The 26,290-nt window shown below is 63.7% G+C and carries 24 protein-coding genes and 1 tRNA gene; 18 read left to right on the top strand and 7 right to left on the bottom strand.

Annotated features, from left to right (window positions below; genetic code table 11):
• The first annotated feature begins 147 nt into the window (after positions 1–147).
• Positions 148–414, top strand: coding sequence for a hypothetical protein (locus tag ABID58_RS11125; protein WP_148754922.1), 267 nt, complete (start codon positions 148–150; stop codon positions 412–414).
• A 300-nt stretch (positions 415–714) separates the two neighbouring features.
• Here ABID58_RS11125 and ABID58_RS11130 read toward each other — a convergent pair.
• Positions 715–807: transfer RNA gene (locus ABID58_RS11130), tRNA-Ser, on the bottom strand.
• Between the two features lie 899 nt (positions 808–1,706).
• On the opposite strand from ABID58_RS11130, the gene ABID58_RS11135 reads away from it, so the two are divergent.
• The gene (locus ABID58_RS11135) at positions 1,707–3,257 is read left to right on the top strand and encodes a porin (protein ID WP_354032663.1); all 1,551 of its coding nucleotides are present in this window, start codon (positions 1,707–1,709) and stop codon (positions 3,255–3,257) included.
• Between the two features lie 846 nt (positions 3,258–4,103).
• Here ABID58_RS11135 and ABID58_RS11140 read toward each other — a convergent pair.
• Positions 4,104–6,518, bottom strand: a complete 2,415-nt coding sequence (locus ABID58_RS11140; protein WP_354032804.1) for a lytic transglycosylase domain-containing protein — start codon at positions 6,516–6,518, stop codon at positions 4,104–4,106.
• A gap of 296 nt (positions 6,519–6,814) precedes the next feature.
• On the opposite strand from ABID58_RS11140, the gene dapA reads away from it, so the two are divergent.
• From dapA to ABID58_RS11160, 4 genes are all read left to right on the top strand, one after another.
• Positions 6,815–7,705: a 4-hydroxy-tetrahydrodipicolinate synthase gene (gene dapA / locus ABID58_RS11145; RefSeq protein WP_187435282.1), complete on the top strand. Its 891-nt coding sequence runs from the start codon at positions 6,815–6,817 to the stop codon at positions 7,703–7,705.
• Between the two features lie 26 nt (positions 7,706–7,731).
• Entirely contained in the window at positions 7,732–8,175 is a 444-nt protein-coding gene (mscL, locus tag ABID58_RS11150) for a large conductance mechanosensitive channel protein MscL (RefSeq protein WP_354032664.1), read from the top strand.
• A 72-nt stretch (positions 8,176–8,247) separates the two neighbouring features.
• Positions 8,248–8,721: an SsrA-binding protein SmpB gene (gene smpB, locus ABID58_RS11155; RefSeq protein WP_061847806.1), complete on the top strand. Its 474-nt coding sequence runs from the start codon at positions 8,248–8,250 to the stop codon at positions 8,719–8,721.
• Between the two features lie 3 nt (positions 8,722–8,724).
• Complete coding sequence (locus ABID58_RS11160) at positions 8,725–9,306, top strand: peroxiredoxin (protein WP_354032665.1); 582 nt, start codon at positions 8,725–8,727, stop codon at positions 9,304–9,306.
• Here the strand turns inward: ABID58_RS11160 and ABID58_RS11165 are convergent.
• Together ABID58_RS11165 and ABID58_RS11170 are read right to left on the bottom strand one after the other, a co-directional pair.
• Entirely contained in the window at positions 9,303–9,977 is a 675-nt protein-coding gene (locus ABID58_RS11165) for a uracil-DNA glycosylase (protein WP_148754928.1), read from the bottom strand. The genes ABID58_RS11160 and ABID58_RS11165 overlap by 4 nt on opposite strands.
• Positions 9,958–10,602 carry a LabA-like NYN domain-containing protein gene (locus tag ABID58_RS11170; protein ID WP_148773836.1) on the bottom strand — a complete coding sequence of 215 codons (645 nt, stop codon included), beginning with the start codon at positions 10,600–10,602 and terminating at the stop codon, positions 9,958–9,960. Before ABID58_RS11170 ends, ABID58_RS11165 begins: the two co-directional genes overlap by 20 nt.
• Before the next feature lie 328 nt (positions 10,603–10,930).
• Between ABID58_RS11170 and rpoZ the strand changes: the two genes are divergently transcribed.
• The 11 genes from rpoZ to parC all read left to right on the top strand — a co-directional run bounded on the left by rpoZ (position 10,931) and on the right by parC (position 21,856).
• Positions 10,931–11,323 carry a DNA-directed RNA polymerase subunit omega gene (rpoZ, locus tag ABID58_RS11175; RefSeq protein ID WP_014494742.1) on the top strand — a complete coding sequence of 131 codons (393 nt, stop codon included), beginning with the start codon at positions 10,931–10,933 and terminating at the stop codon, positions 11,321–11,323.
• A 209-nt stretch (positions 11,324–11,532) separates the two neighbouring features.
• Positions 11,533–13,818, top strand: coding sequence for a RelA/SpoT family protein (locus ABID58_RS11180; protein WP_354032666.1), 2,286 nt, complete (start codon positions 11,533–11,535; stop codon positions 13,816–13,818).
• 38 nt (positions 13,819–13,856) lie between these two features.
• Entirely contained in the window at positions 13,857–14,609 is a 753-nt protein-coding gene (locus ABID58_RS11185; protein ID WP_354032667.1) for a pyridoxine 5'-phosphate synthase, read from the top strand.
• Positions 14,606–15,025 (top strand): holo-ACP synthase, encoded by a 420-nt coding sequence (gene acpS / locus ABID58_RS11190; protein WP_354032669.1) that lies wholly within the window; start codon positions 14,606–14,608, stop codon positions 15,023–15,025. The genes ABID58_RS11185 and acpS overlap by 4 nt, the downstream gene beginning before the upstream one ends.
• A gap of 248 nt (positions 15,026–15,273) precedes the next feature.
• A complete protein-coding gene (gene lepB / locus ABID58_RS11195; protein WP_354032670.1) occupies positions 15,274–16,038 on the top strand; it encodes a signal peptidase I in 765 nt (254 codons plus the stop codon).
• Positions 16,035–16,919 (top strand): ribonuclease III, encoded by an 885-nt coding sequence (rnc, locus tag ABID58_RS11200; RefSeq protein ID WP_148753498.1) that lies wholly within the window; start codon positions 16,035–16,037, stop codon positions 16,917–16,919. Before lepB ends, rnc begins: the two co-directional genes overlap by 4 nt.
• Positions 16,909–17,835 (top strand): GTPase Era, encoded by a 927-nt coding sequence (era, locus tag ABID58_RS11205; protein ID WP_354032671.1) that lies wholly within the window; start codon positions 16,909–16,911, stop codon positions 17,833–17,835. Before rnc ends, era begins: the two co-directional genes overlap by 11 nt.
• A 21-nt stretch (positions 17,836–17,856) precedes the next feature.
• The gene (locus ABID58_RS11210; protein WP_148753500.1) at positions 17,857–18,237 is read left to right on the top strand and encodes a hypothetical protein; all 381 of its coding nucleotides are present in this window, start codon (positions 17,857–17,859) and stop codon (positions 18,235–18,237) included.
• Positions 18,238–18,384: 147 nt separating this feature from the next.
• Entirely contained in the window at positions 18,385–19,137 is a 753-nt protein-coding gene (recO, locus tag ABID58_RS11215) for a DNA repair protein RecO (RefSeq protein ID WP_148753501.1), read from the top strand.
• Positions 19,138–19,261: 124 nt separating this feature from the next.
• The gene (locus ABID58_RS11220) at positions 19,262–19,537 is read left to right on the top strand and encodes a hypothetical protein (protein ID WP_354032672.1); all 276 of its coding nucleotides are present in this window, start codon (positions 19,262–19,264) and stop codon (positions 19,535–19,537) included.
• 60 nt (positions 19,538–19,597) lie between these two features.
• The gene (parC, locus tag ABID58_RS11225; protein ID WP_354032673.1) at positions 19,598–21,856 is read left to right on the top strand and encodes a DNA topoisomerase IV subunit A; all 2,259 of its coding nucleotides are present in this window, start codon (positions 19,598–19,600) and stop codon (positions 21,854–21,856) included.
• 937 nt (positions 21,857–22,793) lie between these two features.
• Here the strand turns inward: parC and chrA are convergent.
• Both chrA and ABID58_RS11235 read right to left on the bottom strand, forming a co-directional pair.
• Positions 22,794–24,179, bottom strand: a complete 1,386-nt coding sequence (gene chrA / locus ABID58_RS11230; protein WP_354032674.1) for a chromate efflux transporter — start codon at positions 24,177–24,179, stop codon at positions 22,794–22,796.
• A complete protein-coding gene (locus ABID58_RS11235) occupies positions 24,179–24,997 on the bottom strand; it encodes a chromate resistance protein ChrB domain-containing protein (RefSeq protein WP_354032675.1) in 819 nt (272 codons plus the stop codon). The genes chrA and ABID58_RS11235 overlap by 1 nt, the downstream gene beginning before the upstream one ends.
• Before the next feature lie 251 nt (positions 24,998–25,248).
• Here ABID58_RS11235 and ABID58_RS11240 point away from each other — a divergent pair, with 251 nt between their 5' ends.
• Positions 25,249–26,073, top strand: coding sequence for an N-acyl homoserine lactonase family protein (locus tag ABID58_RS11240; RefSeq protein WP_354032676.1), 825 nt, complete (start codon positions 25,249–25,251; stop codon positions 26,071–26,073).
• Between the two features lie 8 nt (positions 26,074–26,081).
• On the opposite strand, the gene ABID58_RS11245 is transcribed toward ABID58_RS11240, so the two are convergent.
• Positions 26,082–26,273, bottom strand: coding sequence for a hypothetical protein (locus ABID58_RS11245; RefSeq protein WP_354032677.1), 192 nt, complete (start codon positions 26,271–26,273; stop codon positions 26,082–26,084).
• Positions 26,274–26,290: the final 17 nt, after the last annotated feature.

A 26,290-nucleotide genomic window follows, 5' to 3' on the forward strand; every position in this document is an offset into this window, starting at 1 on the left:
CGGCAAACGGCTTGGGCAACAAGACTTGGACAACAAGACTCGGGGATGAGTTGAACAGCGCAGGATCCCAGAAGGGATCACGCAAATCAGAATTGGACGGGAGCCGCGCTCGGGGAACGAGGCGGCATAAGAAAAAGGGGATGCGTTATGTTTCAGGGTACTTTCGATCTCGATGCGGCAACGCCGATCGATGCAAGCGCGCTGTCGGACGTTCTGTTCGAGCGTGGGATCTATTGGGCGAGCGGCCGCTCGGGCCTGGTCGACCTCGTCGCCGCGCACAAATGGTTCAACCTCGCTGCGCTGAAGGGCCGCAAGGACGCCGTCGCGCTGCGCCAGGAAGTGGCCGGCCAGATGTCCGAGGTCGAGATCTCGGCCGCGCAGCGTGACGCGAGGGCGTGGGTATCCGCTCATTGAATTAAGAAGCGCATCCGGCCCCGTGGCCTCACGGGGCGATCCGGTTGCGCTGAATCAAGTTCCCGCGTCGTGCCACGACGTGTGAGAAATGCGGGCTTGGCCCGCGCGGCATGAGCGATCCCAGAAGAATGGCTCAGTAGTGAGTCGCGGATCGGGCGGTCCGGCCGGCGAGATGCGGACATACATATTATAAGGAGCGCGCGAATCGGGCTGAGCTCAGCCGCGCGAATCCTGGCGCCGGGCTTTCGCGGCCGTGCGACGTCGCTTTTCAGATGAATAGGCCGGGATTCTGCCGCTGGATGGCGGAGAGGGAGGGATTCGAACCCTCGATACAGCTTGAGACCGTATGACGCTTTAGCAAAGCGTTGCCTTCAGCCACTCGGCCACCTCTCCGGTGCGAGCCTTATGCATCTAATTGCTTGGGCCGGTCAATTTGGAAGCGTGTGTTTTCGCTCGAATATTCCCAACGATTTCCGCAGGACTGCGCGCCAATCAGGGCGGTTTGCCTTCCAGTCGAGAAACATCACGTCGGAACAGCGGACGCAGAACTGAAGCGTTTGGCAGGGGCGACAGAGACAGTTTCTGTGGGTTAGGCCATGTCCGCTCTATCAAGCGATTGAATTTACTAGGAATTTCACGCGGCGGTCGGCTTTGCCAGGCAGATGCCGGCTTGCTGCGCCGTTCGAGGCTTATGAAGTCATCGACGGGCGAACCCCTTAATCTCCGCCAGCAGGGAGGCCGGTGCTGATTCCCCCAGTCGGCCGAGTGACTTCAGCTACATAAATGTCTGCGCCGTGCCGGCCGTTTGCACGCGACCGGCCAGAGATCACCGAGAGTTACGGCGCGTTACACATCCTCTGAGTCTGTGGGCCGATTCCACGATTCGAGCGTGTCAAAGCCGCCTCTGTGTGTAAGTCGACCCGCGCACCATCGGGTCGGGAATTTCGGCGGCAGATGAAACCGATCAAAAAAATACAGTAAAAACAATATGTTGCAGACGTCGCGTGATCACATCTGCGTGTTATTTGTGCAACACCCGTCGGAAAACACACGCCATAGGCCCGTTTCGGAGCGTTCTGTTGTTGTGTGTGCAAGGTCGTTCGGTAATTGTGATCGGGCGACGGAGGGGGGCATCCCAAGGTCGTCCCGTTTAGGTCTTTCGCTTAAGTCCCTCGCGTTCATGCGGGTGTGTCCGAAGACGCGAAGGTGGCCAAGGCGGTGATTTAAAGGGGGTTTGGGAATTGGCCATTCGGGTCAGTGACCTTCCCTGAAGAGCAACTTGGAGGTTTAACATGAAGTTGGTTAAGAGCCTTTTGCTCGGCTCAGCGGCGGGTCTTATCGCCGTGGGCGGAGCGCAGGCAGCCGATCTCCCCGTGAAGGCCAAAGCGGTCGAATACGTGAAGATCTGCTCCCTGTACGGTGCGGGTTTCTACTACATGCCCGGCACTGACACCTGCATCAAGCTGGGTGGTTACGTGCGCGCTGACGCAGTCCTCGGCGGCGCCAACGACTACGGTTTCAACAATAGCCAGCCGGCTGCGGCGAACGGTGGTTCGAACAACCGTCTGACGAACTACTATTACACCCGCGCTCGTATGGACCTCAACGTCGATACCCGCACGGCGACCGAATACGGTGTTGTCCGCACCTACGCTGACATGATCTTCAGCTACGATACGGGTAACATCACCGGCAGCGCCCCGGCGACGTTCGCGGCTGGTGGTGCCACGCTCGGCCTCTACCATGCGTTCATCCAGTTCGCTGGCTTCACCATGGGTCGCACGGTCTCGATCTTCGACGCACCGTGGAATTCCTACCCGGCTGGTGGTCCCGATACCATTCCGGGCGGCTCCAACCACGTCACCGGTATCAACCAGTTCGCCTATACCGCTGACTTCGGTCAGGGCATCACCGGTTCGCTGGCATTGGAAAGCCCCGATACGCAGTCCAACGGTCAGGGCAACCTGTGGAACGTTACCGCCTTCACGGCCAGCGGTTCTGTTAGTGGTGCGGGTGTCCCGCTGTTTTCCTCCGCTGCTACAAACGCTGGTAACGCTCTCGTCCTGGGCCAGTACGGCCTCAACGGTTGGGGTGGAACGCGCTCTCCCGATATCGTTGGTGCTGTTCGTGTTGACCAGGCTTGGGGTCTTGCCCAGTTCTCGGTTGCCGCGCATGACCTGCATCCCGGCTACTACGCACAAACGGAACCCTCCGGTCATCCCTCCGACAAGTGGGGTTGGGCTGTCCAGGGTTCGTTGTCGATCAAGAACATCCCGACTGGTGCGGGTGACACGATCAACTTGCAGGCCGTCTACACCGATGGCGACAGCCGGCAGAACTTCCAGGTCCTGTTCCCGCAGAGCTTCTCGATGTACAGCGGTTCGGGCATCGCCTACCAGAGCGTCGGTTTCGCTGGCATTGCTGACGGCGTCTTCGGCGCTGGCGGTAGCATCGAGACCGTCAAGACCTGGGGCGTCCGTGGTGGTTTCACCCACAACTGGAACCCCTACTGGGTGAGCGCGATCTATGGTGGCTATGCTTCGCTGAGCTACACCAGCAACGCCAAGGCCCTGATTTGCGCCAACTTTGTTGCCGCTTACGGTGCCGCTACTGCGACCTGTAACCCGGACTTCAACTTCGGCGTCATCGGCGTCAACACCGTCTGGACCCCGGTCAAGAACCTGGCGTTCACGGCTGACCTGAGCTGGTCGCGCCTGGATCAGAAGTACTCTGGTACAATCGCGATCCCGGCCATCAACGCCTTCGCGAAGCCGACTGCGACGTATGAGCTGAAGGATCAGAACTCTCTGACCCTGCTCCTCCGCGCCAACCGCACGTTCTAATATCGATCTATCAATCGATAGTGAGCCCCCGGCAGGAAACTGCCGGGGGTTTTGCTTTGTGGCGGTACGGCCATTGGTTATGCGAGGCGCAAATCGGCAGATGGGTCATCGAAGGGCAAAAGTCCGGCCCGGGTCCTGCTTTCATTTGCGCCAAGAGCGATAGCAGCAATCAGAAAGTCGTCGAACGCAGGCTCGCGTTGAACTCGACGCCGTACTTTGATGCCGGGGACGTGAGCAATCGTGAAGAGGTGGCGGACTGGTGCGGCAAGGGCCGAAGCCTAGGTACGCGTAGCAACTCAACAGGAGCAATTGCGATGCGTGCGATCTTGGCCTTGGGTATCCTTGTCGCCCTGACCGTCTCGGCCAGTGCTGGAACGACAAATCATAAGCGGCATGCCGCGTCTGCCACACAGACTTTCGCCCCCCGATTGACGCCGCGTGCGGCTAGGGGCTTTGCCTATGTTCCCCACGCGGCCCCATACTCAGCACCGGTCGGACACGGCGATCCCTACCAAAGCCAACACTGGGGCGGTTAACCTCACAAGTGCATGATCGGGAAGAGTGTGAAGCGGTTTTCCGAAAGGGATCGTGCTTCCGCTTTAGAATGGCTCCCGGCAGCCGATATAAGCGCATCAGATTCCTCGATAGCCTGATCCAAATTACTAGAGCCTTCGGACAAATTACTAGAGCCTTCGGACGAAGCATCGGCGGTCGGGCCGCGCGCCGAACTTCTCGCCCCGATTGAGCCTCAGGGTGCGATGGCTTCCTCGCGCCCCTCGGTCGTTCGGGACGTGCCCGCCAAGACCCTATCGCGGGGCAGCCTCTTACGGGCGAGAGAGAAGGTCGCTATTCCACGCTGCCGGCGCCGCGGCGCAAATCGGCCTCGATCTGGAGCCGCGTGCCGCCGCCGAAGCGGGCGCGGTAGACTTGGAGATTCTCCATGATCCGCTGCACGTAGTTGCGGGTCTCGGAGAATGGGATCAGCTCGACCCAGTCGACGGCATCGATCTTGGCGTCGCGCGGATCGCCGTAACGGTCGATCCACTTCTTCACGCTGCCGCGGCCGGCGTTGTAGGCGGCGAAGGTCATGATGTAGGAGCCGCGATAATCCTCGAGCAGGCCGCCGAGCTCGGCTGCGCCGAGCGTGGCGTTGTAGGACGAATCGTTCTTCAGCCGCGAGAGGTCGTAGGTGGCGCCGTGCCGTTTGCAGACGTAACGCGCGGCATCCGGCGTCACCTGCATCAGGCCATAGGCCTGCGCCGGCGAGACGACGGCCGGATTGAACGCGCTTTCCTGTCGCGCGATCGCGTAGACGATGCTGCGCTCGACCTCGGGACCGATCTGCGTGAACTGCGGGATGCCGTTGACGGGATAGGCGTAGAAATCGAACGGCAGGCCACGATTGAGCGCTGCCTTGCCGAGCAGCAGCATGCCGCGTGCGTCGCCGTAGCGCTGGGTCAGCTCGCCGAGGCCGGCAAGCGCTTCGGGATCGCCGTTCTCGCCCATATCGGCGAGCAGCGGTATTGCCATCTCGCGCTCGTCGAGCTCGTAGAGCAGTTGCGCGGCGCGCACGATCTCCAGCCGCTCGGCGCCGCGGCCGCGCGGCTGGCTGTTCAGCTCGATCTGCGGCAGGCCGAGCTTTGCGCGCGCGAGCTGGCCATAATAACTGGTCGATTGCTCGGCAGCGCGGGCATAGGCGTTGCGCGCCTCCTGCTGGCGACCGGCGGCCTCGGCCGCGCGGCCCTGCCAGTAACCGGCACGCGCGAGCGTGGTCGGATTGACGCTGCCGACACCGATGCGGGCAAAGTGCTGGGCGGCTGCGGCGGGATCGTTGAGGAAGCGCAGCGCGATCCAGCCCGCCGTGAACTCCTGCTCGGTCTTGTAGATGTCGCGTGAGGGCAGCGCCGCGTCGCGCGCGATCAGATAGGCGCTGCGGAATTCCTCGGTGTCGATCATCTTGCGGGCCAGCAGGCGCCGCTCGATCCACCATTCGTCGAGATTGTAGAGCCGGTTTGGATCCTTCGGCGCCGACAGCATGAGCTGGGCGGCTTCGGCAAACTTCTCCTCACGGCGCAGCAGCTGGATCTTGCTGAAGATGAAGCCGGGATCATTGTGCAATTCCCGCGGCACCTCTTCGAGCAGAGCGCGCGTGTTCGGCGCCTTCTTGAAGGAGGCGATGCGGGCCTTGGCGAGCGCGACATAGCCGGCGCCGAGCCGTTTTGCCGCGCGCAGTGCCGCCTCGTGCTCGCTGCCATACAGCAGCGTGTCCATCCGTGCCTTCTGGTCGCCCGGCGTGAGCAGGGCGCCGAACTGGTCGAGCGCGTTGTTCTCGGTGTCCTCCGACATCGGATCGCTGCGCCAGGCCTCGCGCACGAGCCGCTCGGCATTGGCGCGATCGCCGCGCGCCAGCATCGCCTTGGCGAGCACGAAGCGGCCCTTGGCCGAAACGGGGGATTCGTTCTCGAACCACGACCAGCCGACGGAATCGTCGCGCCTGTCGTCCCACATCGCAGCTTCAAGGCGCCGGCGCAGGAAGGTCTGCGACGGCCAGCTCGGATTGGCGGAGAGGAAGGCGCGATAGCGCTCGACGCTCGCGCCATTGTCCTCGCTGCGCAGGATGATCCATTCCGCGAGCTTTCGCGCAACGGGGTCCGAAATCGAATCTGCGTAACTGCTGGCGTCGCCCGGCTTGCGCTTGCGCACCAGCTCGATGACGTTCTCGAGCGTGTCCTTGTCGGCTTGCGACGTCGACGAGGTCGCAGCAACCGCGGCCGGCGTGACCGGCTTGCGCGGCGCGGCGTGCTGGCGGGTCGCAGGCGCCAGCACCGGCGTCGCGACAGGCTTGGCGGGGACCGGGGCGGAAGGTCTGACGGTGGCCGTCACCGCCGGCGCGGTCTGCGAGGCCGGAGCATTGGCGGCCGGTCGTGCCTTTGGCGCGGGGGTGGCGGCCGCGGGCTTCGGCTTGTCCTTGGCGGCATCCTTGCTGGCGGGCTTCTTCGCAGCATCCTTCTTCGCAGGATATTTCTTCGCAGGATCTTTGGCCGGCGCGGAAGCTGCTCCCTTGCTGGCGCCTTTGGCGGTTTCTTTGCTTGTGTCCTTGGCCGATCCCTTCGTCGCGTCCTTCGCGGAAGGCTTGACGGCTGGCTTCGCGGTTCCCTTGTCAGTTCCTTTGGCGGCCTGCTTGGCCGGTTCCTTCGCAGTGTCCTCGGCCGTCTCATTGGATTTGGCTAGGGCGACGCAGCCGATCGACAGGCCGGCCATCAGGCAGATGGCCAGACCGGCAGATCGCCATGCGGCGCGCGGAAAGGAGGTCACGGAGGTTCGTCGCCCCGAATCAGTCAATTGGCTCAAGACCTATCTGTACAAGATCTGGCTGTATTTGATTGAATATGCGGACAAAATACCAACAGCCGCTTACCTTCGCCCGGTTTGCACCACCACCGCGGCAAAATCGCGGCTTAAACGGTGCGTCGGCCGGCAGCAGGTCTTTTACCGGCCGGACAGACCCGATAAGAATGGGCCTTGCTCTAAATTCTCGCCGCGTACGGAGGAAGTCCATGGCAGCCAAGACGAAATTCCGGGGGTCGTTCACCGCCTTGGTCACGCCGTTCAAGAACGGCTCGCTGGACGAGGCGGCGTTCCGCTCCCTGGTCAACTGGCAGATCTCCGAGGGCACCAACGGCCTGGTCCCGGTCGGCACCACCGGCGAGAGCCCGACGCTCTCTCACGACGAGCACAAGAAGGTCGTCGAATGGTGCATCGAGGAGGCCAAGGGCCGGGTGCCCGTGATCGCCGGCGCCGGCTCCAACTCGACCAAGGAAGCGGTCGAGCTGGCCCAGCATGCCGAAAAGGCGGGCGCCAACGCCGTGCTGGTGGTCACGCCCTACTACAACAAGCCGACCCAGGAAGGCATGTACCAGCACTTCAAGGCGATCAACGATGCGATCGGGATTCCGATCATCATCTACAACATCCCGCCGCGCTCGGTGATCGACATGTCGGTCGACACCATGAAGCGGCTGTGGGAGCTGAAGAACATCGCCGGCGTCAAGGACGCCACCGCCAGCATGGTACGCGTGTCGCAGCAGCGTGCGGCGATGGGCGAGGACTTCAATCAGCTCTCCGGCGAGGACGCGACCATCCTCGGCTACATGGCGCATGGCGGCCATGGCTGCATCTCGGTGACGTCGAACGTCGCACCGCGGCTGTGCTCGGAGTTCCAGGCCGCCTGGGCGAAGGGCGACCACGCCACCGCGCTGAAGATCCACGACAAGCTGATGCCGCTGCACAACAACCTTTTCATCGAGAGCAATCCGGCGCCGATCAAGTATGCAATGACGCTGCTCGGCAAGATGGACGAGACGCTGCGGCTGCCGATGGTGCCGGTGTCCGAACCGACGCGCGTTGCCGTGCGCAGCGCCATGGTGCACGCCGGCCTGATCAATTGATGCTTTAGCCACCGGGGACGCTTGTCATGAGCGCAGTCGACGAAAAGGGCAGGCGGATCCTCACGGAGTTTCGCGAGTTCGCCATGAAGGGCAATGTCGTCGACCTCGCAGTCGGCGTCATAATCGGCGCGGCCTTCGGCGCAATCGTCACTTCGCTGGTCGGTGACATCATCATGCCGCTCATCGGCGCCGCGACCGGCGGCCTCGACTTCTCGAACTACTACGTACCCTTGTCGAAGGCGGTTACCGCCACCAACTTAGCGGATGCGAAAAAGCAAGGCGCAGTGCTTGCTTACGGCAGCTTCCTGACGCTGACGATCAACTTCATCATCGTCGCCTTCGTGTTGTTCATCGTGATCCGCGCTATAAACACGCTGAAGCGCAAGGAAACGGCGGCACCCGCCGAGCCGCCGAAGCCGTCGGCGGAGGTGGTGCTGCTGACCGAGATCCGCGATCTCCTCAAGAAGTGACGCGCGCGCTTCATCCTAACTGTTAGCTTACGCGCGTATCCCGATCAGGTTTGCTGCCAGGTTTTGAAGGTCATGGCCGATAAGAACGAACGTCCTATCAAGGTCATGGCGGAGAATCGCAAGGCCCGCTTCAACTATGCGATCGAGGATACGATCGAGGCGGGCATTGCGCTGACTGGAACCGAGGTGAAGTCGATCCGCAACGGCAAGAGCACGATCGCGGAGTCCTACGCCGACTCCAAGAACGGTGAGATCTGGCTGATCAACGCCACCATTCCCGAATACCTCCAGGGCAACCGCTTCAACCACGAGCCCAAGCGGCCGCGAAAGCTGCTGCTGCACCGCCGGCAGATCAACAAGCTGATGGGCGCGGTCGACCGCGAGGGCATGACGCTGATCCCGCTCAAGCTCTACTTCAACGAGCGCGGGCGGGCCAAGCTGCAGCTCGCGGTTGCGAAGGGCAAGAAGCTGCACGATAAGCGCGAGACCGAGAAGAAGCGCGACTGGAGCCGGGAGAAGGGCCGGCTGATGCGGGCGAGGGGGTAGGAAATGACTCAGAGGAACCTGCTCGAGGTCGATTGGAGCCAGATCCCGGCGCCCACCGATGACGGCGCCGCCGCGCATCTGAAAGGCCTGACGCTGCCTGCGATCAGCCTGCTCGCGACCGACGATACGTCAGTGACGTTGTCGACGCTCTCCGGGCGCACCGTGGTGTTCGCCTATCCGCGCACCGGCGAGCCCGGCAAGATCTCGCTGGTCGATGATTGGGACATGATTCCCGGCGCGCGCGGCTGCACACCGCAGACCTGCGCGTTCCGCGATCTTTTCGCCGATCTCCGGGCGGCCGGCGCCTCGCACGTGTTCGGCCTGTCGACCCAGGGCAACGAATACCAGACCGAAATGGCCTCGCGGCTGCATCTGCCGTTCCCGGTGCTCTCGGACGAGAAGCTAGCGCTCACGCGCGCCCTCAATTTGCCGACCATGGAGGTCGCAGGCCTGACGCTGATCAAGCGCCTCGCGCTGATCATCGACGATGCCACGATCACGCATGTTTTCTATCCGGTGTTTCCGCCGGACCGGAACGCCGGCGACGTGCTCGACTGGCTGAAGGCCAATCCGGCCGGCGCCTAGTCGAGATCGGCCTTCACCTTCGCGAACACGCTGCGAAACATGTCCGTCGTCAGCACGCCCGTGTTCGTGTTGTAGCGGGAGCAGTGATAGCTGTCGTAGAGCTTGAACCGGCCTGCCTGGTGCACGGCGCCGTGGCCGAAGGGGGCTTGCGAAGCCTTCAGCTTCAGCGGCTTGAGCACGCTGTCGTGTGCAATCCGCCCGAGCGCCACGATCGCGCGCAGCTTCGGCATCGTCTCGAGATTCGTGACGAGGAACGGGCGGCAGGTGTTGATCTCGACCGGCAGCGGCTTGTTCTGCGGCGGCACGCAATGCACGGCATTGGCGATCCGACAGTCGACCAGCTTCATGCCGTCGTCAGGACGCGCCTGATAGGTGCCCTTGGCAAAACCGTATTCCAGCAGCGTGGCGTAGAGCAGATCGCCGGCATAATCGCCGGTGAAGGGTCGGCCCGTGCGGTTGGCGCCCTGCATGCCCGGCGCAAGGCCGACAATCAACAAGCGCGCCTTGATGTCGCCGAACGGTGGTACCGGCGCATTGTGCCAGGACGGCTCGCGCGCGCGGTTCGCCTCGCGAAAGGCGACCAGGCGCGGACAGAGCGGGCAATCACGGTCGGGGACGAGGGTGGGGGCCTGGCGGCTAGACCGGGCTACCTCACTCCTCGAAGTCGTCATCGCCCCTCGGCGCCATCGTGGTCGCGCGCTGGAGGAACTGCGGGGCGTGGTGGCGCGCCTCGCGCTCGCCGCGATCACGCGGGGCGGGGCGTTCGGACGGATCGCGGCCAAGCTTGGACTGCAACTCGACGAGGTCGGTGAAGACGTCGGCCTGGCGACGCAGCTCGTCGGCGATCATCGGCGGCTGGCTGGCGATGGTGGAGATCACCGTGACCCGCACGCCGCGGCGCTGCACGGCCTCGACCAGCGAGCGGAAATCGCCGTCACCCGAGAACAGCACCATCTGGTCGATGTGCTCTGCGAGTTCCATGGCATCGACCGCGAGCTCGATGTCCATGTTGCCCTTGACCTTGCGGCGGCCGGAGGCGTCGATGAATTCCTTGGTCGCCTTGGTGACGACCGTGTAGCCGTTGTAGTCGAGCCAGTCGATCAGGGGACGGATCGAGGAATATTCCTGATCCTCGATGATCGCTGTGTAATAGAACGCACGCAACAGCGTCCCGCGGCTCTGAAATTCCTTCAGAAGGCGCTTGTAGTCGATGTCGAAGCCCAGAGTTTTCGCAGTTGCGTAAAGATTGGCCCCGTCGATGAAGAGCGCGATCTTGTTGGTAGGGGAAGGTGACATTCAGTTTGCTCGCGTAGTGTTCGTGATAAATCGTTTATTGTTGGCGCGGCGGCAGCAAGCCGCGCAATTCAAAGTCCTGCCAAAACCCGTCGAAACCGCAAATCCGGAGAAGTCGGGGCAATCAAGGTATAGTTATGGCGGACCTTCATACACCCGTCGCCGCCCTCAATGGCGGCCCGGGAAACCACCCGTCCCAGCCCCAATGTGGAGGTAGCAGAGGCGTTTGGCGAGGCCAAATCACAAATTTGCCTTGCGAAACCGCCCCGGCCCCTATAACTACCCCCAATCATCCACATATTTCGTCCCACCCACAACGGAGCGACAGTCTATGGCTCGCGTCACCGTAGAAGATTGTATCGACAAGGTCGACAACCGGTTTGACCTGGTCCTGCTGGCCGCCCACCGTGCCCGCATGATCTCGTCCGGTTCACAACTAACGGTTGACCGCGATAACGACAAGAACCCTGTTGTATCTTTGCGTGAAATTGCCGACGAGACCATCTCGCCGGAGGATCTCCGCGAGGAGCTCGTGCACTCCCTCCAGAAGTTCGTCGAGGTGGACGAGCCCGAGCCGGATACGGTGCCGCTGATCGGTTCCGCCGGCGCCAGCGTCGATGCCGACGATACCGAAGTCGCTGTGGAGCGCATGACCGAAGAGGAGCTCCTGAAGGGCCTCGAAGGCCTCGCGCCGCCCGAAGAGCAGCCCGAGGAGGACGAGTAATCGTCCTATCGTGATCGTCGACTTCTTGTGATCTTATCAAAGGCCCGAACCCGTGTTCGGGCCTTTGCTTTTGTTGGCGTTTTCGTGGTTACCATAGCGCTGCCGGATTGCGCCGCGCGCCTGTCATTGAATTGATCGGCCGTGTCCGCGATCGGAGCTTAGGATGTATACAACGGGCCGTTTCATGGTCCGTTTGAAGGCAGGACGGCATGGTGTATCGACGCCGCAGACCCACGCAGATGCAGGCCGCAACCGAATCGGTTGCCGTGGCCCCGACTGCGCCGGTGGCACGGCCAGCGAAGCCGCGCGCGCGCATGATGCGTCAATATGACCTCGTCGAACGCGTCCGGTCCTACAATCCGAACACCGACGAAGATCTGCTGAACCGCGCCTATGTCTACGCCATGAAGGCGCACGGCTCGCAGACCCGCGCTTCCGGCGACCCGTATTTCTCGCATCCGCTCGAAGTCGCGGCGATTCTCACCGACCTGAAGCTCGATGACGCGACCATCGTCGCCGCGCTGCTGCACGACACGATCGAGGACACCGAGGCGACGCGGGCGGAGATAGATCAGCTGTTCGGCCCCGAGATCGGCGCGCTGGTTGAGGGCCTGACCAAGCTGAAGCGGCTCGAGCTGGTGTCGCGCGAGGCCAAGCAGGCCGAGAACCTGCGCAAATTGCTGCTGGCGATCGCCGACGATGTCCGCGTGCTCCTGGTCAAGCTCGCCGACCGCCTGCACAACATGCGCACGCTCGACTTCGTGCCGACCGAGTCGCGCCGGCGCATTGCCGAGGAGACGCTCGACATCTACGCGCCGCTGGCCGGGCGCATGGGCATGCAGGAAATGCGCGAGGAGCTGGAGGACCTTTCCTTCCGCACCCTCGATCCCGAAGCCTATTCGGTGGTGATGCAGCGGCTCGATGCGCTCGCCGAGCGCAACCGCAACCTGATCGGCGAGATCGAGGACCAGCTCTCCAACAATCTGCGCCACAGGGGTCTCGGCGCGCGGGTCTATGGCCGCCGCAAGAAGCCGTTTTCGATCTGGACCAAGATGGAGCGCAAGTCGGTCGGCTTCGAGCAATTGTCCGACATCTTCGGCTTCCGCGTCGTCGTCAACGACATCGAGGCCTGCTATCGCGCGCTCGGCATCGTCCACACAACGTGGCCGGTCGTGCCGGGGCGTTTCAAGGACTACATCTCGACGCCGAAGCAGAACGACTACCGCTCGATCCACACCACCGTGATCGGCCCCGGCAACCAGCGCGTCGAGCTCCAGATCCGCACCGAGGCGATGGACCAGATTGCCGAGCGCGGCATCGCCGCGCACGTCTTCTACAAGGAAGGTGTGGGCTCGCCGACCGAATTCCTCAAGCGCGAGTCCACCGCGTTCGCCTGGCTGCGCCACACCATCGGCATCCTCTCCGAGAGCGCCAACCCCGAGGAATTTCTCGAGCACACCAAGCTCGAGCTGTTCCACGACCAGGTGTTCTGCTTCACCCCGAAGGGCAAGCTGATCGCGCTGCCGCGCCATGCCAATGTGATCGACTTCGCCTATGCCGTGCATACCGACGTCGGCAACAGCGCGGTCGGCTGCAAGATCAACGGCCAGTTCGCGCCGCTGTCGTCTGAGCTTCAGAACGGCGACGAGGTCGAGGTGCTGACCTCGGAAGCCCAGTCGGCGCCGCCCTCGGCCTGGGAGACGCTCGCGGTCACCGGCAAGGCGCGCGCTGCGATCCGGCGTGCCACGCGCACCGCGGTGCGCGATCAATATGTCGGCCTCGGCCGGCGCATCGTCGAGCGCCTGTTCGAGCGCGCCAAGATCGAATACGCCGACGACAAGCTCAAGGGCGCACTGCCGCGGCTGGCGCGCACCTCGATCGAGGACGTCATGGCCGCGGTCGGCCGCGGCGAGATCAAGGCCTCCCACGTCGCGCGCGCGATGTATCCCGACTACAAGGAGGAGCGCGTCGCGCGCTACGGCGTCAAGAAGGGGCTCGCCGCCAAGCTCAAGGAGAAGGCGCTGGAGCCGTCGCGCCGCCCGGTTGCGATCCCCATTGGCGGCAACAATTCCGACCTGCCGGTGAAGTTCGCGCCGAACGGCGGCGCCGTGCCCGGCGATCGCATCGTCGGCATCGTCACGCCGGGCGAGGGGATCACGATCTATCCGATCCAGTCGCCGGCGCTGAAGGATTTCGAGGAGGAGCCGGAGCGCTGGCTCGACGTCCGCTGGGACATCGAGGATTCGGCGCCGCAACGCTTCCCGGCGCGCATCAAGGTCGAGAATGTCAACGAGCCCGGCGCACTGGCGCAGATCGCGACCGTGATCGCCGAGCATGACGGCAACATCGACAATATCAGCATGCAGCGCCGCTCGCCCGACTTCACGGAGACGACGATCGATCTCGAAGTCTACGATCTCAAGCATTTGAGCGCGATCCTGGCCCAGCTGCGCGCCAAGGCGGTCGTCGCCCGTGTCGAACGTGTTAATGGATAGGCGGAGTCGCCTGTCTTTCCGATCTCGTGAGTCCTGAAATGCCCGCACGTCCGCTCCGCCTCGGCGTCAATATCGACCATGTCGCGACCGTCCGTAACGCTCGCGGCGGCCGCCATCCCGATCCGGTCCGCGCCGCGCTGCTTGCGATCGAGGCCGGCGCCGACGGCATCACCGCGCATCTGCGCGAAGACCGCAGGCACATCCGCGACGAGGACATGGCGCGGCTGAAGGCGGAGATCTCCAAGCCGCTGAATTTCGAGATGGCGGCGACCGACGACATGATGCGCATCTCGCTCGCCACCAAGCCGCATGCGGTGTGCCTGGTGCCGGAGCGGCGCCAGGAGGTGACGACCGAGGGCGGCCTCGACGTGGTCGGCCAGCACAATGCGCTCGCGCCCCATATCGCGCGGCTGAACGATGCCGGCATCCGCGTCTCGCTGTTCATTGCTGCGGACCCTGCGCAAATCGAGATGGCGGCGCGGCTGCGCGCGCCTGTGATCGAGATCCACACCGGCGCCTGGTGCGACGCCGTGGTCGACGGCCACGGCGACAAGGCCGAGGCTGAATGGCGGCGGATCGTGGCGGGCGTGAAGCTCGCGAAGGACGCAGGCCTCGAGGTCCATGCCGGCCACGGGTTGGACTACGCGACGGCCGAGAAGATTGCCGCGCTGCCTGAAATCATGGAGCTCAACATCGGCTACTACATGATCGGCGAGGCGCTGTTCGTCGGTCTTGCGGAGACGGTCCGCACGATGCGCGCGGCAATGGATGTCGGACGGAGCCGGGCATGATCATCGGGATCGGCTCCGACCTCATCGACATCACCCGCGTGGCGAAGGTGATGGAGCGCCATGGCGAGCGTTTCCTCGACCGCATCTTCACTGCGGCCGAGCGGGCCAAGGCGGAGCGGCGGGCCAAGAACGAGAAGATGGTGGTGGCGACCTACGCCAAGCGCTTTGCCGCCAAGGAGGCCTGCTCCAAGGCACTCGGCACCGGCATCAGGCAGGGCGTGTGGTGGCGCGACATGGGGGTGGTCAACCTGCCCGGCGGCCGGCCGTCCATGCGGCTGACCGGGGGCGCGCTGGCCCGCCTCCAGGCCCTGACGCCGGAGGGATTCGAGGCCCAGATCGACCTGTCGATCACCGACGACTGGCCGTTGGCGCAGGCCTTCGTGGTCATTTCCGCCGTGCCGCGGGCTAAGCCCTGAAGGTCGGCGTTAATTTTATAATTCGTGTTAAAAATCAACACCTTATTTGTTTTTAATGCGATCCTTGATTGCGTGGCCTGCGACAACCGTCTAAAAGTCCGCGGACGCAAATCAGGCTGGTCGAATTCGGCTTTACGCCGGAATTGGCCCTCACTATCAGAATCAGGACAATCTCCTTGGGCTGCGAATCGGTGGGCCGTTCGCGGGAGGAGGGCGTTCTGTGATCGCCGGCCGGAATTGAGAGAGCAATGAGCGTGACTTCGGGAACGAAAACTGAAAGCGGCGTCGGCGAGACGATCCGGGTCGTGATCCATGCTCTCCTGATCGCGCTGGTGATCCGCACCTTCCTGTTCCAGCCGTTCAACATCCCGTCCGGCTCGATGAAGGCGACGCTGCTGGTCGGCGACTATCTGTTCGTCTCGAAATATTCCTACGGCTACAGCCACTACTCGATTCCGTTCTCGCCGCCGCTGTTCTCGGGACGGATCTGGGGCTCGGATCCGAACCGCGGCGACATCGTCGTGTTCCGGCTGCCGAAGGACGACACCACCGACTACATCAAGCGCGTGATCGGCTTGCCTGGCGACCATGTCCAGATGAAGGACGGTCTGCTCTACATCAACGACACCCCGGTCGAGCGCCAGCGCATGAGCGAGTATGTCGGCGAGGATCCCTGCGGCTCCGAAGGCAGCGGCATCTCGCGCGTGAAGCGCTGGAAGGAGACACTGCCGAACGGTGTCTCCTACGAGACGCTCGATTGCGCCGACAACGGCTACATGGACAACACCAACGTCTACACCGTGCCGTCAGGCCATTTCTTCATGATGGGCGACAACCGCGACAACTCCACCGACAGCCGCTTCCTCGGCCAGGTCGGCTATGTGCCGCAGGAGAACCTGATCGGCCGTGCCCAGATGATCTTCTTCTCGATCGCCGAAGGCGAGCATGCCTGGATGTTCTGGCGCTGGCCGTGGGCGGTGCGCTGGAATCGTTTCTTCAAAATCGTCCGATGAAAGACGAAGCCAAGGACATCACGACCCAATCGATCGAGGCGCAAGCCGCTCCTGAGGGCGAAGCTGCAACCAAGACGCTTGCGACCAAAACGCCTGATACCAAGGCGCCTGATACCAAGACTGCTGAAACCAAGGCTCCGGCGAAGAAGAAGCGGACGCGGAGCAGCAAGGCCAAGGCGGCAGCTGATGCGAATGCGGCGCTCGAGGCGCGCATCGGCCACAACTTCGCCGATCCGAACCTGCTGATGCAGGCGATCACCCACGTGTCGGCGCTGAAGTCCGGACGCAAGCGCGGCGACAGCTATCAGCGGCTAGAATTCCTCGGCGACCACGTGCTCGGGCTCGTCGTGTCCGACATGCTCTATCATGCCTTCCCGAATGCCGATGAGGGCGAGCTGTCCAAGCGGCTTGCCGAGCTCGTGCGCAAGGAGAGCTGCGCCGACGTCGCCAAGTCGCTCGGTCTGCTCGATGACATCAAGCTCGGTTCGGTCGGCTCCAGCGCCGATGCGCGCCTGCGCAAGTCCATTCTCGGTGATATCTGCGAGGCGGTGATCGGCGCGATCTTCCTCGACGGCGGCCATGCGGCAGCGGACGAGTTCGTCAAGCGCAACTGGACCGAGCGCATGCACAAGCCGCGGCGGCCGCTGCGCGATCCCAAGACCGTGCTGCAGGAATGGGCGCAGGGGAAGGGGCTGCCGACGCCTGTCTATCGCGAGGTCGAGCGCACCGGCCCGCATCACGATCCGGAGTTCCGCGTTGCTGTCGACCTGCCGGGTTTGGCGCCGGCCGAAGGCACCGGCGGCAGCAAGCGCGCGGCGGAGAAGGTCGCGGCCTCCGTCATGATCGAGCGCGAAGGCGTTGGTGGCGGCAATGACGGCTGAAGCGAGCGGCGAGGCGCCCATTGCTACGCGCTGCGGCTTCGTTGCGCTGATCGGCGCGCCGAATGTCGGCAAGTCCACGCTGGTCAATGCGCTGGTCGGGGCCAAGGTCACGATCGTCTCGCGCAAGGTGCAGACCACGCGCGCGCTGATCCGCGGCATCGTGATCGAGAACAACGCGCAAGTAATCCTGGTCGACACGCCTGGCATCTTCCTGCCCAAGCGCCGGCTCGACCGCGCCATGGTCTCGACCGCCTGGAGCGGGGCGCATGACGCCGATCTCGTCTGCGTGCTGCTCGACGCCAAGGCCGGGATCGACGAGGAAGCCGAGGCGATCCTCGGCAAGGTTGCCAGCGTGAAACACGAGAAGATCCTGGTCATCAACAAGGTCGATCTGGTCCAGCGCGAGAAGCTGCTGGCGCTGGCGCAGGCCGCCAACGAGCGCATGCCGTTCGCGAAGACCTTCATGATCGCGGCAATCTCGGGCGACGGCGTCGATGACCTCAGGCAGACGCTGGCCGAGATCGTGCCGCCGGGGCCGTTCCTCTATCCCGAGGACCAGATGTCGGACGCGCCGATGCGGCAGCTTGCGGCCGAGATCACGCGCGAGAAGATCTATCGCAAGCTGCACCAGGAATTGCCCTACCAGTCCACGGTCGAGACCGACAAGTGGGAGGAGCGCAAGGACAAGTCGGTGCGCATCGAGCAGACGATCTTCGTGGAGCGCGAAAGCCAGCGCAAGATCGTGCTCGGCGCTGGCGGCGCTACCATCAAGTCGATCGGCGCGGACTCGCGCAAGGAAATCGCCGAGATTCTGGGCGTGCCGGTGCATCTGTTCCTGTTCGTCAAGGTGCGCGAGAACTGGGGCGACGATCCCGATCGCTATCGCGAGATGGGCCTGGAATTTCCCAAGGAATAAGCAAGAACAGATCGGTATTTGATGAGTGTGCCCCGTAACGTCCAGCGCTTCGAAGCGTTGCTCTATGCGTCGCTGATGCTGGATGCGCTGTCTGTGGCGGTGCAGGACCGCACGCCCACCACCGAGATGACCGAGCAGATGATCATGACGTCGACGCTGCTCGCCGGCGTGATGATTTCTCTGCTGATCTATTTCGTCTGGCTGGCGGCGCGCTGGCGCAAGAACTGGCCGCGCTGGGTGCTGGCCGCAGCGCTGGTGCTCTCCGTGATCTCGCTCGGCCAGATCATCGGCGAGAGGGGCATGGAGCTCGACAGCGCCATCGAGATCGTCTCCTGCGTGCTGACGGTGTTCGGGCTATATTTCTCGTTCACCGGCGACGCGCAGGGCTGGTTCAACGCGTGAGGTCTCGCGCGGTGCCGTAGGTTTGCAAAGGCGCGCCCTGGCGCGCCGTGCCCACCATTGATCGTCCGCGTCGCGTGGATCAAATTGGTGGGCACGCTTCCGCTTTGCCCACCCTACAAGCGCTCGAATTGCGCTACAATCGATCCCATGGAATGGACCGACGAAGGCATCGTGCTGGGCGTGCGGCGGCATGGCGAAAGCAGCGCCATCGTCGAGCTCTTGACGCGCCAGCACGGCCGGCATCTCGGTCTCGTGCGCGGCGGTGCCGGCTCGCGGATGCGGCCGCTCTTGCAGCCGGGGAACAGCGTCAGCGCGGTGTGGCGGGCGCGGCTCGACGAGCATCTCGGCACCTACGCGATCGAGGGATTGAAGTTGCGCGCGGCGACGCTGCTGGAATCGTCCCATGGCGTCTACGGCGTCACGCATCTGGCCTCGATTGCGCGGCTGCTGCCGGAGCGCGATCCGCACAACGACATCTTCGCGCTACTCGAACATTCGCTCGACGATTTCGACGACATCGGCAGCGCGGCCGTGCATCTCATTCATTTCGAGCTGGCGATGCTCGCAGAGCTCGGCTTCGGGCTCGCTCTTGAGAATTGCGCGGTGACCGGAGAGACCACAGACCTGATCTACGTCTCGCCCAAATCCGGCGGCGCGGTGTCCCGCGGCGCGGGCGAGCCGTGGCGCGACCGGCTGCTGCGGCTGCCATCCTTCCTGCGCCGTGGCGAAACCGCGAGCGAGCTTACCGATCAGGATCTCCAGGACGGCTTTCGGCTGACCGGCCTGTTCCTGCTGCGCCATGTTCTGGAGCCGCGGGGGCAGGTCCATTCCGACGCGCGCGCCGGGTTCATCAATGCGCTGACGCGGCAGCAGGCCAAAACCGCCCTTCCGGCGTCCTGAAAAGGGGGCAACTCGTCGCCATGACGTCAGCGCGGCTCTGTATTGCCCAATCAGGCAGCTCTTGGCGGAACCAAAGCGGGTTTCCCGGATTGGCCCCTGGGTTCCAACCCCCGGGGGTAACCTGATGCTGATCAAGGGACTTATCGTATCGGCAGCGCTGATGGCGCTGGCGCCGGACGCCCTCGCAGGCGAGCAACCAAGCGTGCTTCGTCGCGCTTCCTGCACGGTCGTCAGGTTCTATGTCGCCAAATATTCCGCTGCGGCCGCAGAGGCCTGGGCGCGGTCCAAGGGCGCAACGGAGGCCGAGATCGAGGCCGCCCGGCGTTGCCTGGCCAATGCGCCTGTCACCGCTCAGGCGAAGGTCCAGCCAACTGTAGCCGCCGGCTGGGCAGGGCAGTAGAAGCCCGCACGGAACCAATCCATCCTTGCCCGATTCGCTTCCACGGTTTAACCGGGCGGCATGGGAAAACGAATCGTTCCGCCGGAAGAACCGGCCGAAATTCATGATGTGCCGCTGCGTGAAGCGCTGGAAGAGCGCTATCTTGCGTACGCGCTCTCTACCATCATGCATCGCGCGCTGCCCGACGCGCGCGACGGCCTGAAGCCGGTGCACCGGCGCATTCTCTACGGCATGCGCCTGCTCAGGCTGGACCCGGGGTCCGGTTTCAAGAAGTCCGCCAAGATCGTCGGCGACGTGATGGGCTCGTTCCATCCGCACGGCGACCAGGCGATCTACGACGCCATGGTGCGCCTCGCGCAGGATTTCTCCTCGCGCTACCCGCTGGTCGACGGCCAGGGCAATTTCGGCAATATCGACGGCGATAATCCGGCCGCCTACCGTTACACCGAAGCGCGCATGACCGATGTCGCGCGGCTTCTGCTCGACGGCATCGACGAGGACGGCGTCGAGTTCCGCCCCAACTACGATGGCCAGTCCAAGGAGCCGGTGGTTCTGCCGGGCGGCTTCCCGAACCTGCTCGCCAACGGCGCGCAGGGCATCGCGGTCGGGATGGCGACCTCGATCCCGCCGCACAACGCCGCGGAGCTTTGCGATGCCGCGCTGCATCTGATCGAGAAGCCCGACGCGAAATCCAAGGCGCTTCTGAAGTGGGTGAAGGGTCCGGATTTCCCGACCGGCGGCATCTGCGTCGATTCCAAGCAGGCCATCGCTGAAGCCTACACCACCGGCCGCGGCTCGTTCCGTGTTCGCGCCCGATGGGAGCAGGAGGAGGGTACGCGCGGCACCTGGGTCGTCGTCGTCACCGAGATTCCCTTTCTGGTGCAGAAGTCGCGCATGGTCGAGAAGATCGCCGAGCTTCTCGACCAGAAGAAGCTGCCTCTGGTTGGCGAGGTCCGCGACGAATCCGCCGAAGACGTTCGTCTTGTCATCGAGCCGAAGTCGAAGAATGTCGATCCGGCCTTGATGATGGAATCGCTGTTCCGGCTGACCGAGCTGGAAAGCAAGATCCCGCTCAACCTCAACGTGTTGATGAAGGGCCGTATCCCCAAGGTGGTCGGCCTCGCGGAGTGCCTGCGCGAATGGCTCGACCATCTGCGCGACGTCCTGATCCGCCGCAGCAATTATCGCAAGACGCAGATCGAGAACCGGCTCGAGATCCTCGGCGGTTATCTGATCGCCTTCCTGAACATCGATGAGGTGATCAGGATCATCCGCACGGAGGACGAGCCGAAGCCGGTTCTTATGAAGACATTCAAGCTTACGGAGGTGCAGGCCGAGGCGATCCTCGATATGCGCCTGCGTCGCCTGCGCAAGCTTGAGGAAATGGAGATCCGTACCGAGGACAAGGATCTGCGCAAGGAGCTGAAGGGCATCGAGGGACTGCTCGCGTCCGAGCCCGAGCAATGGAAGAAGGTCGCCGAGCAGGTCGGCAAGGTCCGCGACATGTTCGGACCCAAGACGCCGCTCGGCAAGCGCCGCACCACCTTTGCGGATGCGCCCGAGCACGATCTTGCCGCGATGGAGGAAGCCCTCGTCGAGCGTGAGCCGGTGACGGTCGTCGTCTCCGACAAGGGCTGGATCCGCACCATGAAGGGCCATGTCGAGGATCTCTCGGGGCTCGCCTTCAAGCAGGACGACAAGCTCGGCTTCGCCTTCTTCGCGGAGACGACCTCGAAGCTGCTGCTGTTCGCGACCAACGGAAAGTTCTACTCGCTCGATGTCGCGAAACTGCCGGGCGGCCGCGGTCATGGTGAGCCGATCCGCCAATACATCGACCTCGAGCCGGAGGCCGCTCCTGTCACGCTGTTCGTCAACAAGGGCGGACGCAAATTCCTGGTCGCGAGCCACGAGGGCCAGGGCTTTGTCGTCAACGAGGACGATTGCGTCGGCACCACCAAGAAGGGCAAGCAGGTCCTCAACGTCGACATGCCGAACGAGGCGCGCACGGTCACCGAGGTGATCGGCGATACCGTCGCGGTCATCGGCGAGAACCGCAAGATGCTGATCTTCCCGCTCGACCAGGTGCCGGAGATGGCGCGTGGCCGCGGCGTGAGGCTGCAAAAATACAAGGACGGCGGCCTTTCTGACATCGCTGTCTTCGAGGCCAAGGCGGGCCTTACGTGGAAGGACTCGGCGGGGCGCGAATTCTCGGCGACCATGAAGGAGCTCGCCGAATGGCAAGGCACCCGCGCCGACGCCGGCCGCCTGCCGCCGAAGGGTTTCCCGAAGTCGAACAAGTTCGGCAAGGTGATCGGGTAGGGCGGCTCTCGCCTCCTCGTCATTGCGAGCGCAGCGAAGCAATCCAGAATCTTTCCGCGGAGACAGTCTGGATTGCTTCGCGCCGCTCGCAATGACGGAGCAAGCGGCGAGACTGTCGCCCTCCAATTCACATTTCAAACAGCAGACACATCTTTGCATTCTCGCGGCGCCTTTCGCCCGAGTTTTGTCTCGCAAGCGCTCTCGTGGAGACGAGGGCGCAGGGAAGGCCGGGCGCCGGCTGGCACCCGCAAGGTCCGTGCGCCATAGAAATGCACACGGGGTGGACCGCAGGTTCGCCGGATCACCCGGCCTTCCCTGCGCGATGGTTTTAACGTGTCCTTCGTGCTCTCCCCGGGGAGCGATGCACTATTGCCCCCGTCGCCCTGCAGATGACTGATGCGCGTGCCCGGTCGGGCCGCAACTTCACCACAGGACTTGACGCACAGGCTCCGGGCGTCAGGACCACACGACTTGTTCGTCCGCGCACGTCTTCGCTGGAACTCCGGGAGCTGGCGTGTGCTCACGCCCGGAGCCATGCGAAGACGCTGTCAGCGTCGTGTCGTGGGCACGACGATCATTGCTCACGGCCAAGGCCGCCCTGCAATGCCGCTCGCGCCCGACGCCGTCGCGTCCATCGCTGCCTGGCCCGCGGTTCGTGACGATCGCGATCCGCCCCTTGTCTCGGGCCAGGGTGTTTCGCTTGTACGACAAATCCGAATTTCGGTAAAGTGGAATATTTTCGTGGATTGTGATTGACAAGCGGTGGCAGGCCGCCGCGGGTGTTTTGCCCGACGGGCAACAATCGACGGGCGCAGGTGCTGGGCTCGTTAACGGCAGCTCGTAGGATGGGTAGAGCACTGGCGAAACCCATCACCGCGCGCCTTGAAGTCTGCAGATGGGTTTCGCTGCGCTCTACTCATCCTACGGGCTCTAGGTTCTAGATCACCCCCGCCAACCGCAGCGCTACACCCGCGGCACAGCTGCCCGCCAGCACCGTCAGCATCCCGAGCTTGAAGCGGAAGATCGCGGTTGCAGCCGCGATCGACAGCACCAGCGCCGGCACGTCGACGCTGGTCGGCACCGGCCTGTCGAAATCCAGCGGGAATGCGTGCACCGGCACGGTCTCGCGGAACAGCGTGTGCAGCGCGAACCAGATCGAGAGGTTGAGGATCACGCCGACGACGGCCGCGGTGATTGCGCCGAGCGCGCCGGCGAGGCCGGTATTGCCGCGCAGCCGCTCGATATAGGGGGCGCCGACGAAGATCCAGAGGAAGCAGGGCGTAAAGGTGACCCAGGTCGCGAGCAATCCGCCGAGCGTTGCGGCGAGCATCGGTGACAGCCCGCTTGGATCGCGATAGGCCGCCATGAAGCCAACGAACTGAAGCACCATGATCAGCGGGCCGGGCGTGGTCTCGGCCATGCCGAGGCCGTCGAGCATCTCGTCCGGCTTGAGCCAGTGATAATGCTCGACCGCCTGCTGGGCGACGTAAGCCAGCACCGCATAGGCGCCGCCGAAGGTGACCAGCGCCATCTTTGAGAAAAACAGCGCGATCTGGCTGAACACGCTGGCCTGTCCGAGGGCCAGAAGCAGCGCGATCACCGGCACCAGCCAGAGCGCCAGCCACAACGCGCCGACGCGGATCGTGCGGCCGTTGTCGGGGCGGACGTGATCGGGCACGGCTTCGCCGAGCATGCTGTCGATCAAGGCGCCGTTGCCGCCGTTGCCGTGACCGGCCGGCGCGAACTCGGGACGGCCCTGTTTGGCGCCGACATAGCCGATCGCGCCGGCGGCGATGATGATGATGGGGAAGGGCACCGCGAAGAAGAAGATGGCGACGAAGGCGATTGCGGCCAGCGCAATCATGACGCGGTTCTTTAGCGCGCGCTTGCCGACCCGCACCACGGCCTCGACGACGACGGCGAGCACGGCGGCCTTCAGGCCGAAGAACAGCGCCTCGACAAAGCTGACATTGCCGTAGGCCGCATAGACGTAGCTCAGGCCCATGATGGCGATGATGCCGGGCAGAATGAAGAGTCCGCCCGCCATCAGCCCGCCGGCGGTGCGATGCATCAGCCAGCCGACATAAGTCGCGAGTTGTTGCGCCTCCGGTCCCGGCAACAGCATGCAGTAGTTCAGCGCATGCAGAAAGCGGCCCTCGGAGATCCAGTTCTTCTCTTCGACCAGGATCCGATGCATCACCGCGATCTGGCCCGCGGGCCCGCCAAAACTCAGGCAGGCGACGCGGAGCCAAACGCGAAAGGCCTCGCCGAAGCTGATGCCGTGACCGGCATCAGCTCCTGCTTGGGCATTACGGATATCCATCACGCCTTCGCCTTGTTGGTCGGCCAGTTGTGAGTTTCTCCGGTCGCATCGCGGCACCAGCGATAGAAGGCGTCGTAGAGCAGCATGCCGGCCTCGAGCTGGTCGAGATCGTCATCATACATCCGCGACAGCCCGAGGGATGCCGCGAGCAGGCCGGGCGCCTCCGGCGCGAGATCCGGCCGCGCGGTGTCGGCACCGCGCACCAGCGTGGCGAGCCGCAGCAGCGCCGGCGTGGCAATGCCGAACTCCTCGATCATGACATCGAAGGTGCAGAGCTCGCCGCGGTGGCTCCAGAACACGTTCTCGATGTCGAAGGGGGCGGCGTTGAAGCGCTCGCCGACCGCGACCACCTCGGATGGTGCAACAAACAAGAACACCGCATTGGGATCGACGAAGCGGCGGATCAGCCAGGGACAGGCGATGCGGTCGACCTTGGGCCGCGCCCGCGTCACCCAGACGGTGCGGCCTTTCGCATCGCGTGGCGGCAGCTTGCGGGTATCGACGAGCGGCAGCTTCGCCGCCTTCCAGCCCTCGAAGCCGCCTTCCAGCGTCTCGGCCCGGACGCCGAGTTGCCTGAGCCAGGCCGCGGTGCCCTGCGCAAGCTTTTCGCCGCGAAAGCATGACACGATCGCGGAGCGGCCGGCGAAGGCGGCACCCCACTCAGCAACATTCTCATGGCTCAGCTTGATCGAGCCGGGGATCAGCCGCCGGTCAGCGGCAAAATCCTCCTCGGTGCGGACATCGATCAGAGCAGGGGCGTTGGCCGTGCCGATCAGGCGCGCCAGCTTGTCGGATGATATGGTCGTGAAACTTGACATGATGCGTCCTCGCATAAAGCAAACGGGACGCGATACTTGGGCATGTCGCCTCGTGGGGAGATCGCTCAAATCCCCATGGCGCTGATTACAGCGAAATCGCGCCACGCTGTCAATCGCCGGTTTCATTGGTATTGAGCGTTCGAAAGATATGTGGCTCGGGCCTATACTGGCCGGGTGGAAGCGGAATTCTGCGGCAGGGGCGGGGTTGATCCTCGGTCGCAGCTAGTAGGCGCTGCCAGGGAGGACCAAGGATGACACGCAAGATCGCGCTCGCTCTCGCCGTTGCCGCATTCGCGCTGTCCGCCCAGGCTGCGTTCGCGCAAAAGCCGGCTGTCGAGAGACTCTACATCATGAATTGCGGTGAGGGTGTTGCTGGCGACATCGGGCGCTGGTCACCCGGAGTGAACGAAGGCCAGTCGATGGATTTCGTCGACACCTGCTATCTCATCAAGCACAGCCAGGGCTGGTTCCTGTGGGACACCGGCATCCCCGACGCCGTCGCCGCGATGCCGAACGGGCTTGCGCCTGCCGATCCGAAGGCCGTGACCTGGAAGCGGCCGAAGACGCTCGCAGCCCAGCTCGAGCAGATCGGCGTCAAGCCCACCGACATCAAGGCGATGGGCGTCTCGCATACGCACCCCGATCACATCGGCAATGTCGAGATGTTTCCGCAAGCGACGCTCTACGTGCAGAAGGCCGAATATGACTGGCCGGGTGCCAACAACGAGCCGCGCTTCAAGCCGTCGCATCCGGTCGAGCTGCTCGTGGGCGACAAGGACGTGTTCGGCGACGGCAGCATCACCATCCTTTCGACGCCCGGTCACACGCCGGGGCACCAGTCGCTGCTGGTGAAATTGCCGAAGACCGGGGCGGTCGTGCTTTCCGGCGACGCAGTCCACTTCAAGAGCAATTGGGAGGCCCGGCGCGTTCCCGTCAACAATGTCAGCAAGGACCAGTCGGTCGCCTCGATGCAGAAGATCGCCGACACGATCGACAAGGAGAAGGGGCAGCTCTGGATCAACCACGACAAGGCCCAGCGCGACAGCCAGAAGATGTCGCCGGAGTTTTATGAGTAAGAGGTGGATCAGCTTTTCGGCGCAGTGACCGTCGGCGGGCTCGTGTCCGGCGTCTTCTTCGGCTTTAGCGTGCCGGCATAGAAGGAGACGAGCCAGACCAGGATGATGGCGAGGAGATAGACGCCCCAGGCCTGCGGAGGCGTGATGGCCCAGCGCAGGAGGCCTTTGAACGTGCGGGGCGGGCTTTTGTCGTCGGTCATGGTGCGCTTGTGCGCGA

The sequence above is a fragment of the Bradyrhizobium sp. S3.2.6 genome (assembly GCF_040546885.1).
In the GTDB taxonomy this organism is placed as follows: domain Bacteria; phylum Pseudomonadota; class Alphaproteobacteria; order Rhizobiales; family Xanthobacteraceae; genus Bradyrhizobium; species Bradyrhizobium cytisi.

Bases quoted from the DNA above. Each gene is read 5' to 3' on its own strand.
- ABID58_RS11125 (WP_148754922.1), top strand. From the start codon at position 148: ATGTTTCAGGGTACTTTCGATCTCGATGCGGCAACGCCGATCGATGCA.
- ABID58_RS11135 (WP_354032663.1), top strand. From the start codon at position 1,707: ATGAAGTTGGTTAAGAGCCTTTTGCTCGGCTCAGCGGCGGGTCTTATC.
- ABID58_RS11140 (WP_354032804.1), bottom strand. From the start codon at position 6,518: ATGGCCGGCCTGTCGATCGGCTGCGTCGCCCTAGCCAAATCCAATGAG.
- dapA (WP_187435282.1), top strand. From the start codon at position 6,815: ATGGCAGCCAAGACGAAATTCCGGGGGTCGTTCACCGCCTTGGTCACG.
- mscL (WP_354032664.1), top strand. From the start codon at position 7,732: ATGAGCGCAGTCGACGAAAAGGGCAGGCGGATCCTCACGGAGTTTCGC.
- smpB (WP_061847806.1), top strand. From the start codon at position 8,248: ATGGCCGATAAGAACGAACGTCCTATCAAGGTCATGGCGGAGAATCGC.
- ABID58_RS11160 (WP_354032665.1), top strand. From the start codon at position 8,725: ATGACTCAGAGGAACCTGCTCGAGGTCGATTGGAGCCAGATCCCGGCG.
- ABID58_RS11165 (WP_148754928.1), bottom strand. From the start codon at position 9,977: ATGACGACTTCGAGGAGTGAGGTAGCCCGGTCTAGCCGCCAGGCCCCC.
- ABID58_RS11170 (WP_148773836.1), bottom strand. From the start codon at position 10,602: ATGTCACCTTCCCCTACCAACAAGATCGCGCTCTTCATCGACGGGGCC.
- rpoZ (WP_014494742.1), top strand. From the start codon at position 10,931: ATGGCTCGCGTCACCGTAGAAGATTGTATCGACAAGGTCGACAACCGG.
- ABID58_RS11180 (WP_354032666.1), top strand. From the start codon at position 11,533: ATGGTGTATCGACGCCGCAGACCCACGCAGATGCAGGCCGCAACCGAA.
- ABID58_RS11185 (WP_354032667.1), top strand. From the start codon at position 13,857: ATGCCCGCACGTCCGCTCCGCCTCGGCGTCAATATCGACCATGTCGCG.
- acpS (WP_354032669.1), top strand. From the start codon at position 14,606: ATGATCATCGGGATCGGCTCCGACCTCATCGACATCACCCGCGTGGCG.
- lepB (WP_354032670.1), top strand. From the start codon at position 15,274: ATGAGCGTGACTTCGGGAACGAAAACTGAAAGCGGCGTCGGCGAGACG.
- rnc (WP_148753498.1), top strand. From the start codon at position 16,035: ATGAAAGACGAAGCCAAGGACATCACGACCCAATCGATCGAGGCGCAA.
- era (WP_354032671.1), top strand. From the start codon at position 16,909: ATGACGGCTGAAGCGAGCGGCGAGGCGCCCATTGCTACGCGCTGCGGC.
- ABID58_RS11210 (WP_148753500.1), top strand. From the start codon at position 17,857: ATGAGTGTGCCCCGTAACGTCCAGCGCTTCGAAGCGTTGCTCTATGCG.
- recO (WP_148753501.1), top strand. From the start codon at position 18,385: ATGGAATGGACCGACGAAGGCATCGTGCTGGGCGTGCGGCGGCATGGC.
- ABID58_RS11220 (WP_354032672.1), top strand. From the start codon at position 19,262: ATGCTGATCAAGGGACTTATCGTATCGGCAGCGCTGATGGCGCTGGCG.
- parC (WP_354032673.1), top strand. From the start codon at position 19,598: ATGGGAAAACGAATCGTTCCGCCGGAAGAACCGGCCGAAATTCATGAT.
- chrA (WP_354032674.1), bottom strand. From the start codon at position 24,179: ATGGATATCCGTAATGCCCAAGCAGGAGCTGATGCCGGTCACGGCATC.
- ABID58_RS11235 (WP_354032675.1), bottom strand. From the start codon at position 24,997: ATGTCAAGTTTCACGACCATATCATCCGACAAGCTGGCGCGCCTGATC.
- ABID58_RS11240 (WP_354032676.1), top strand. From the start codon at position 25,249: ATGACACGCAAGATCGCGCTCGCTCTCGCCGTTGCCGCATTCGCGCTG.
- ABID58_RS11245 (WP_354032677.1), bottom strand. From the start codon at position 26,273: ATGACCGACGACAAAAGCCCGCCCCGCACGTTCAAAGGCCTCCTGCGC.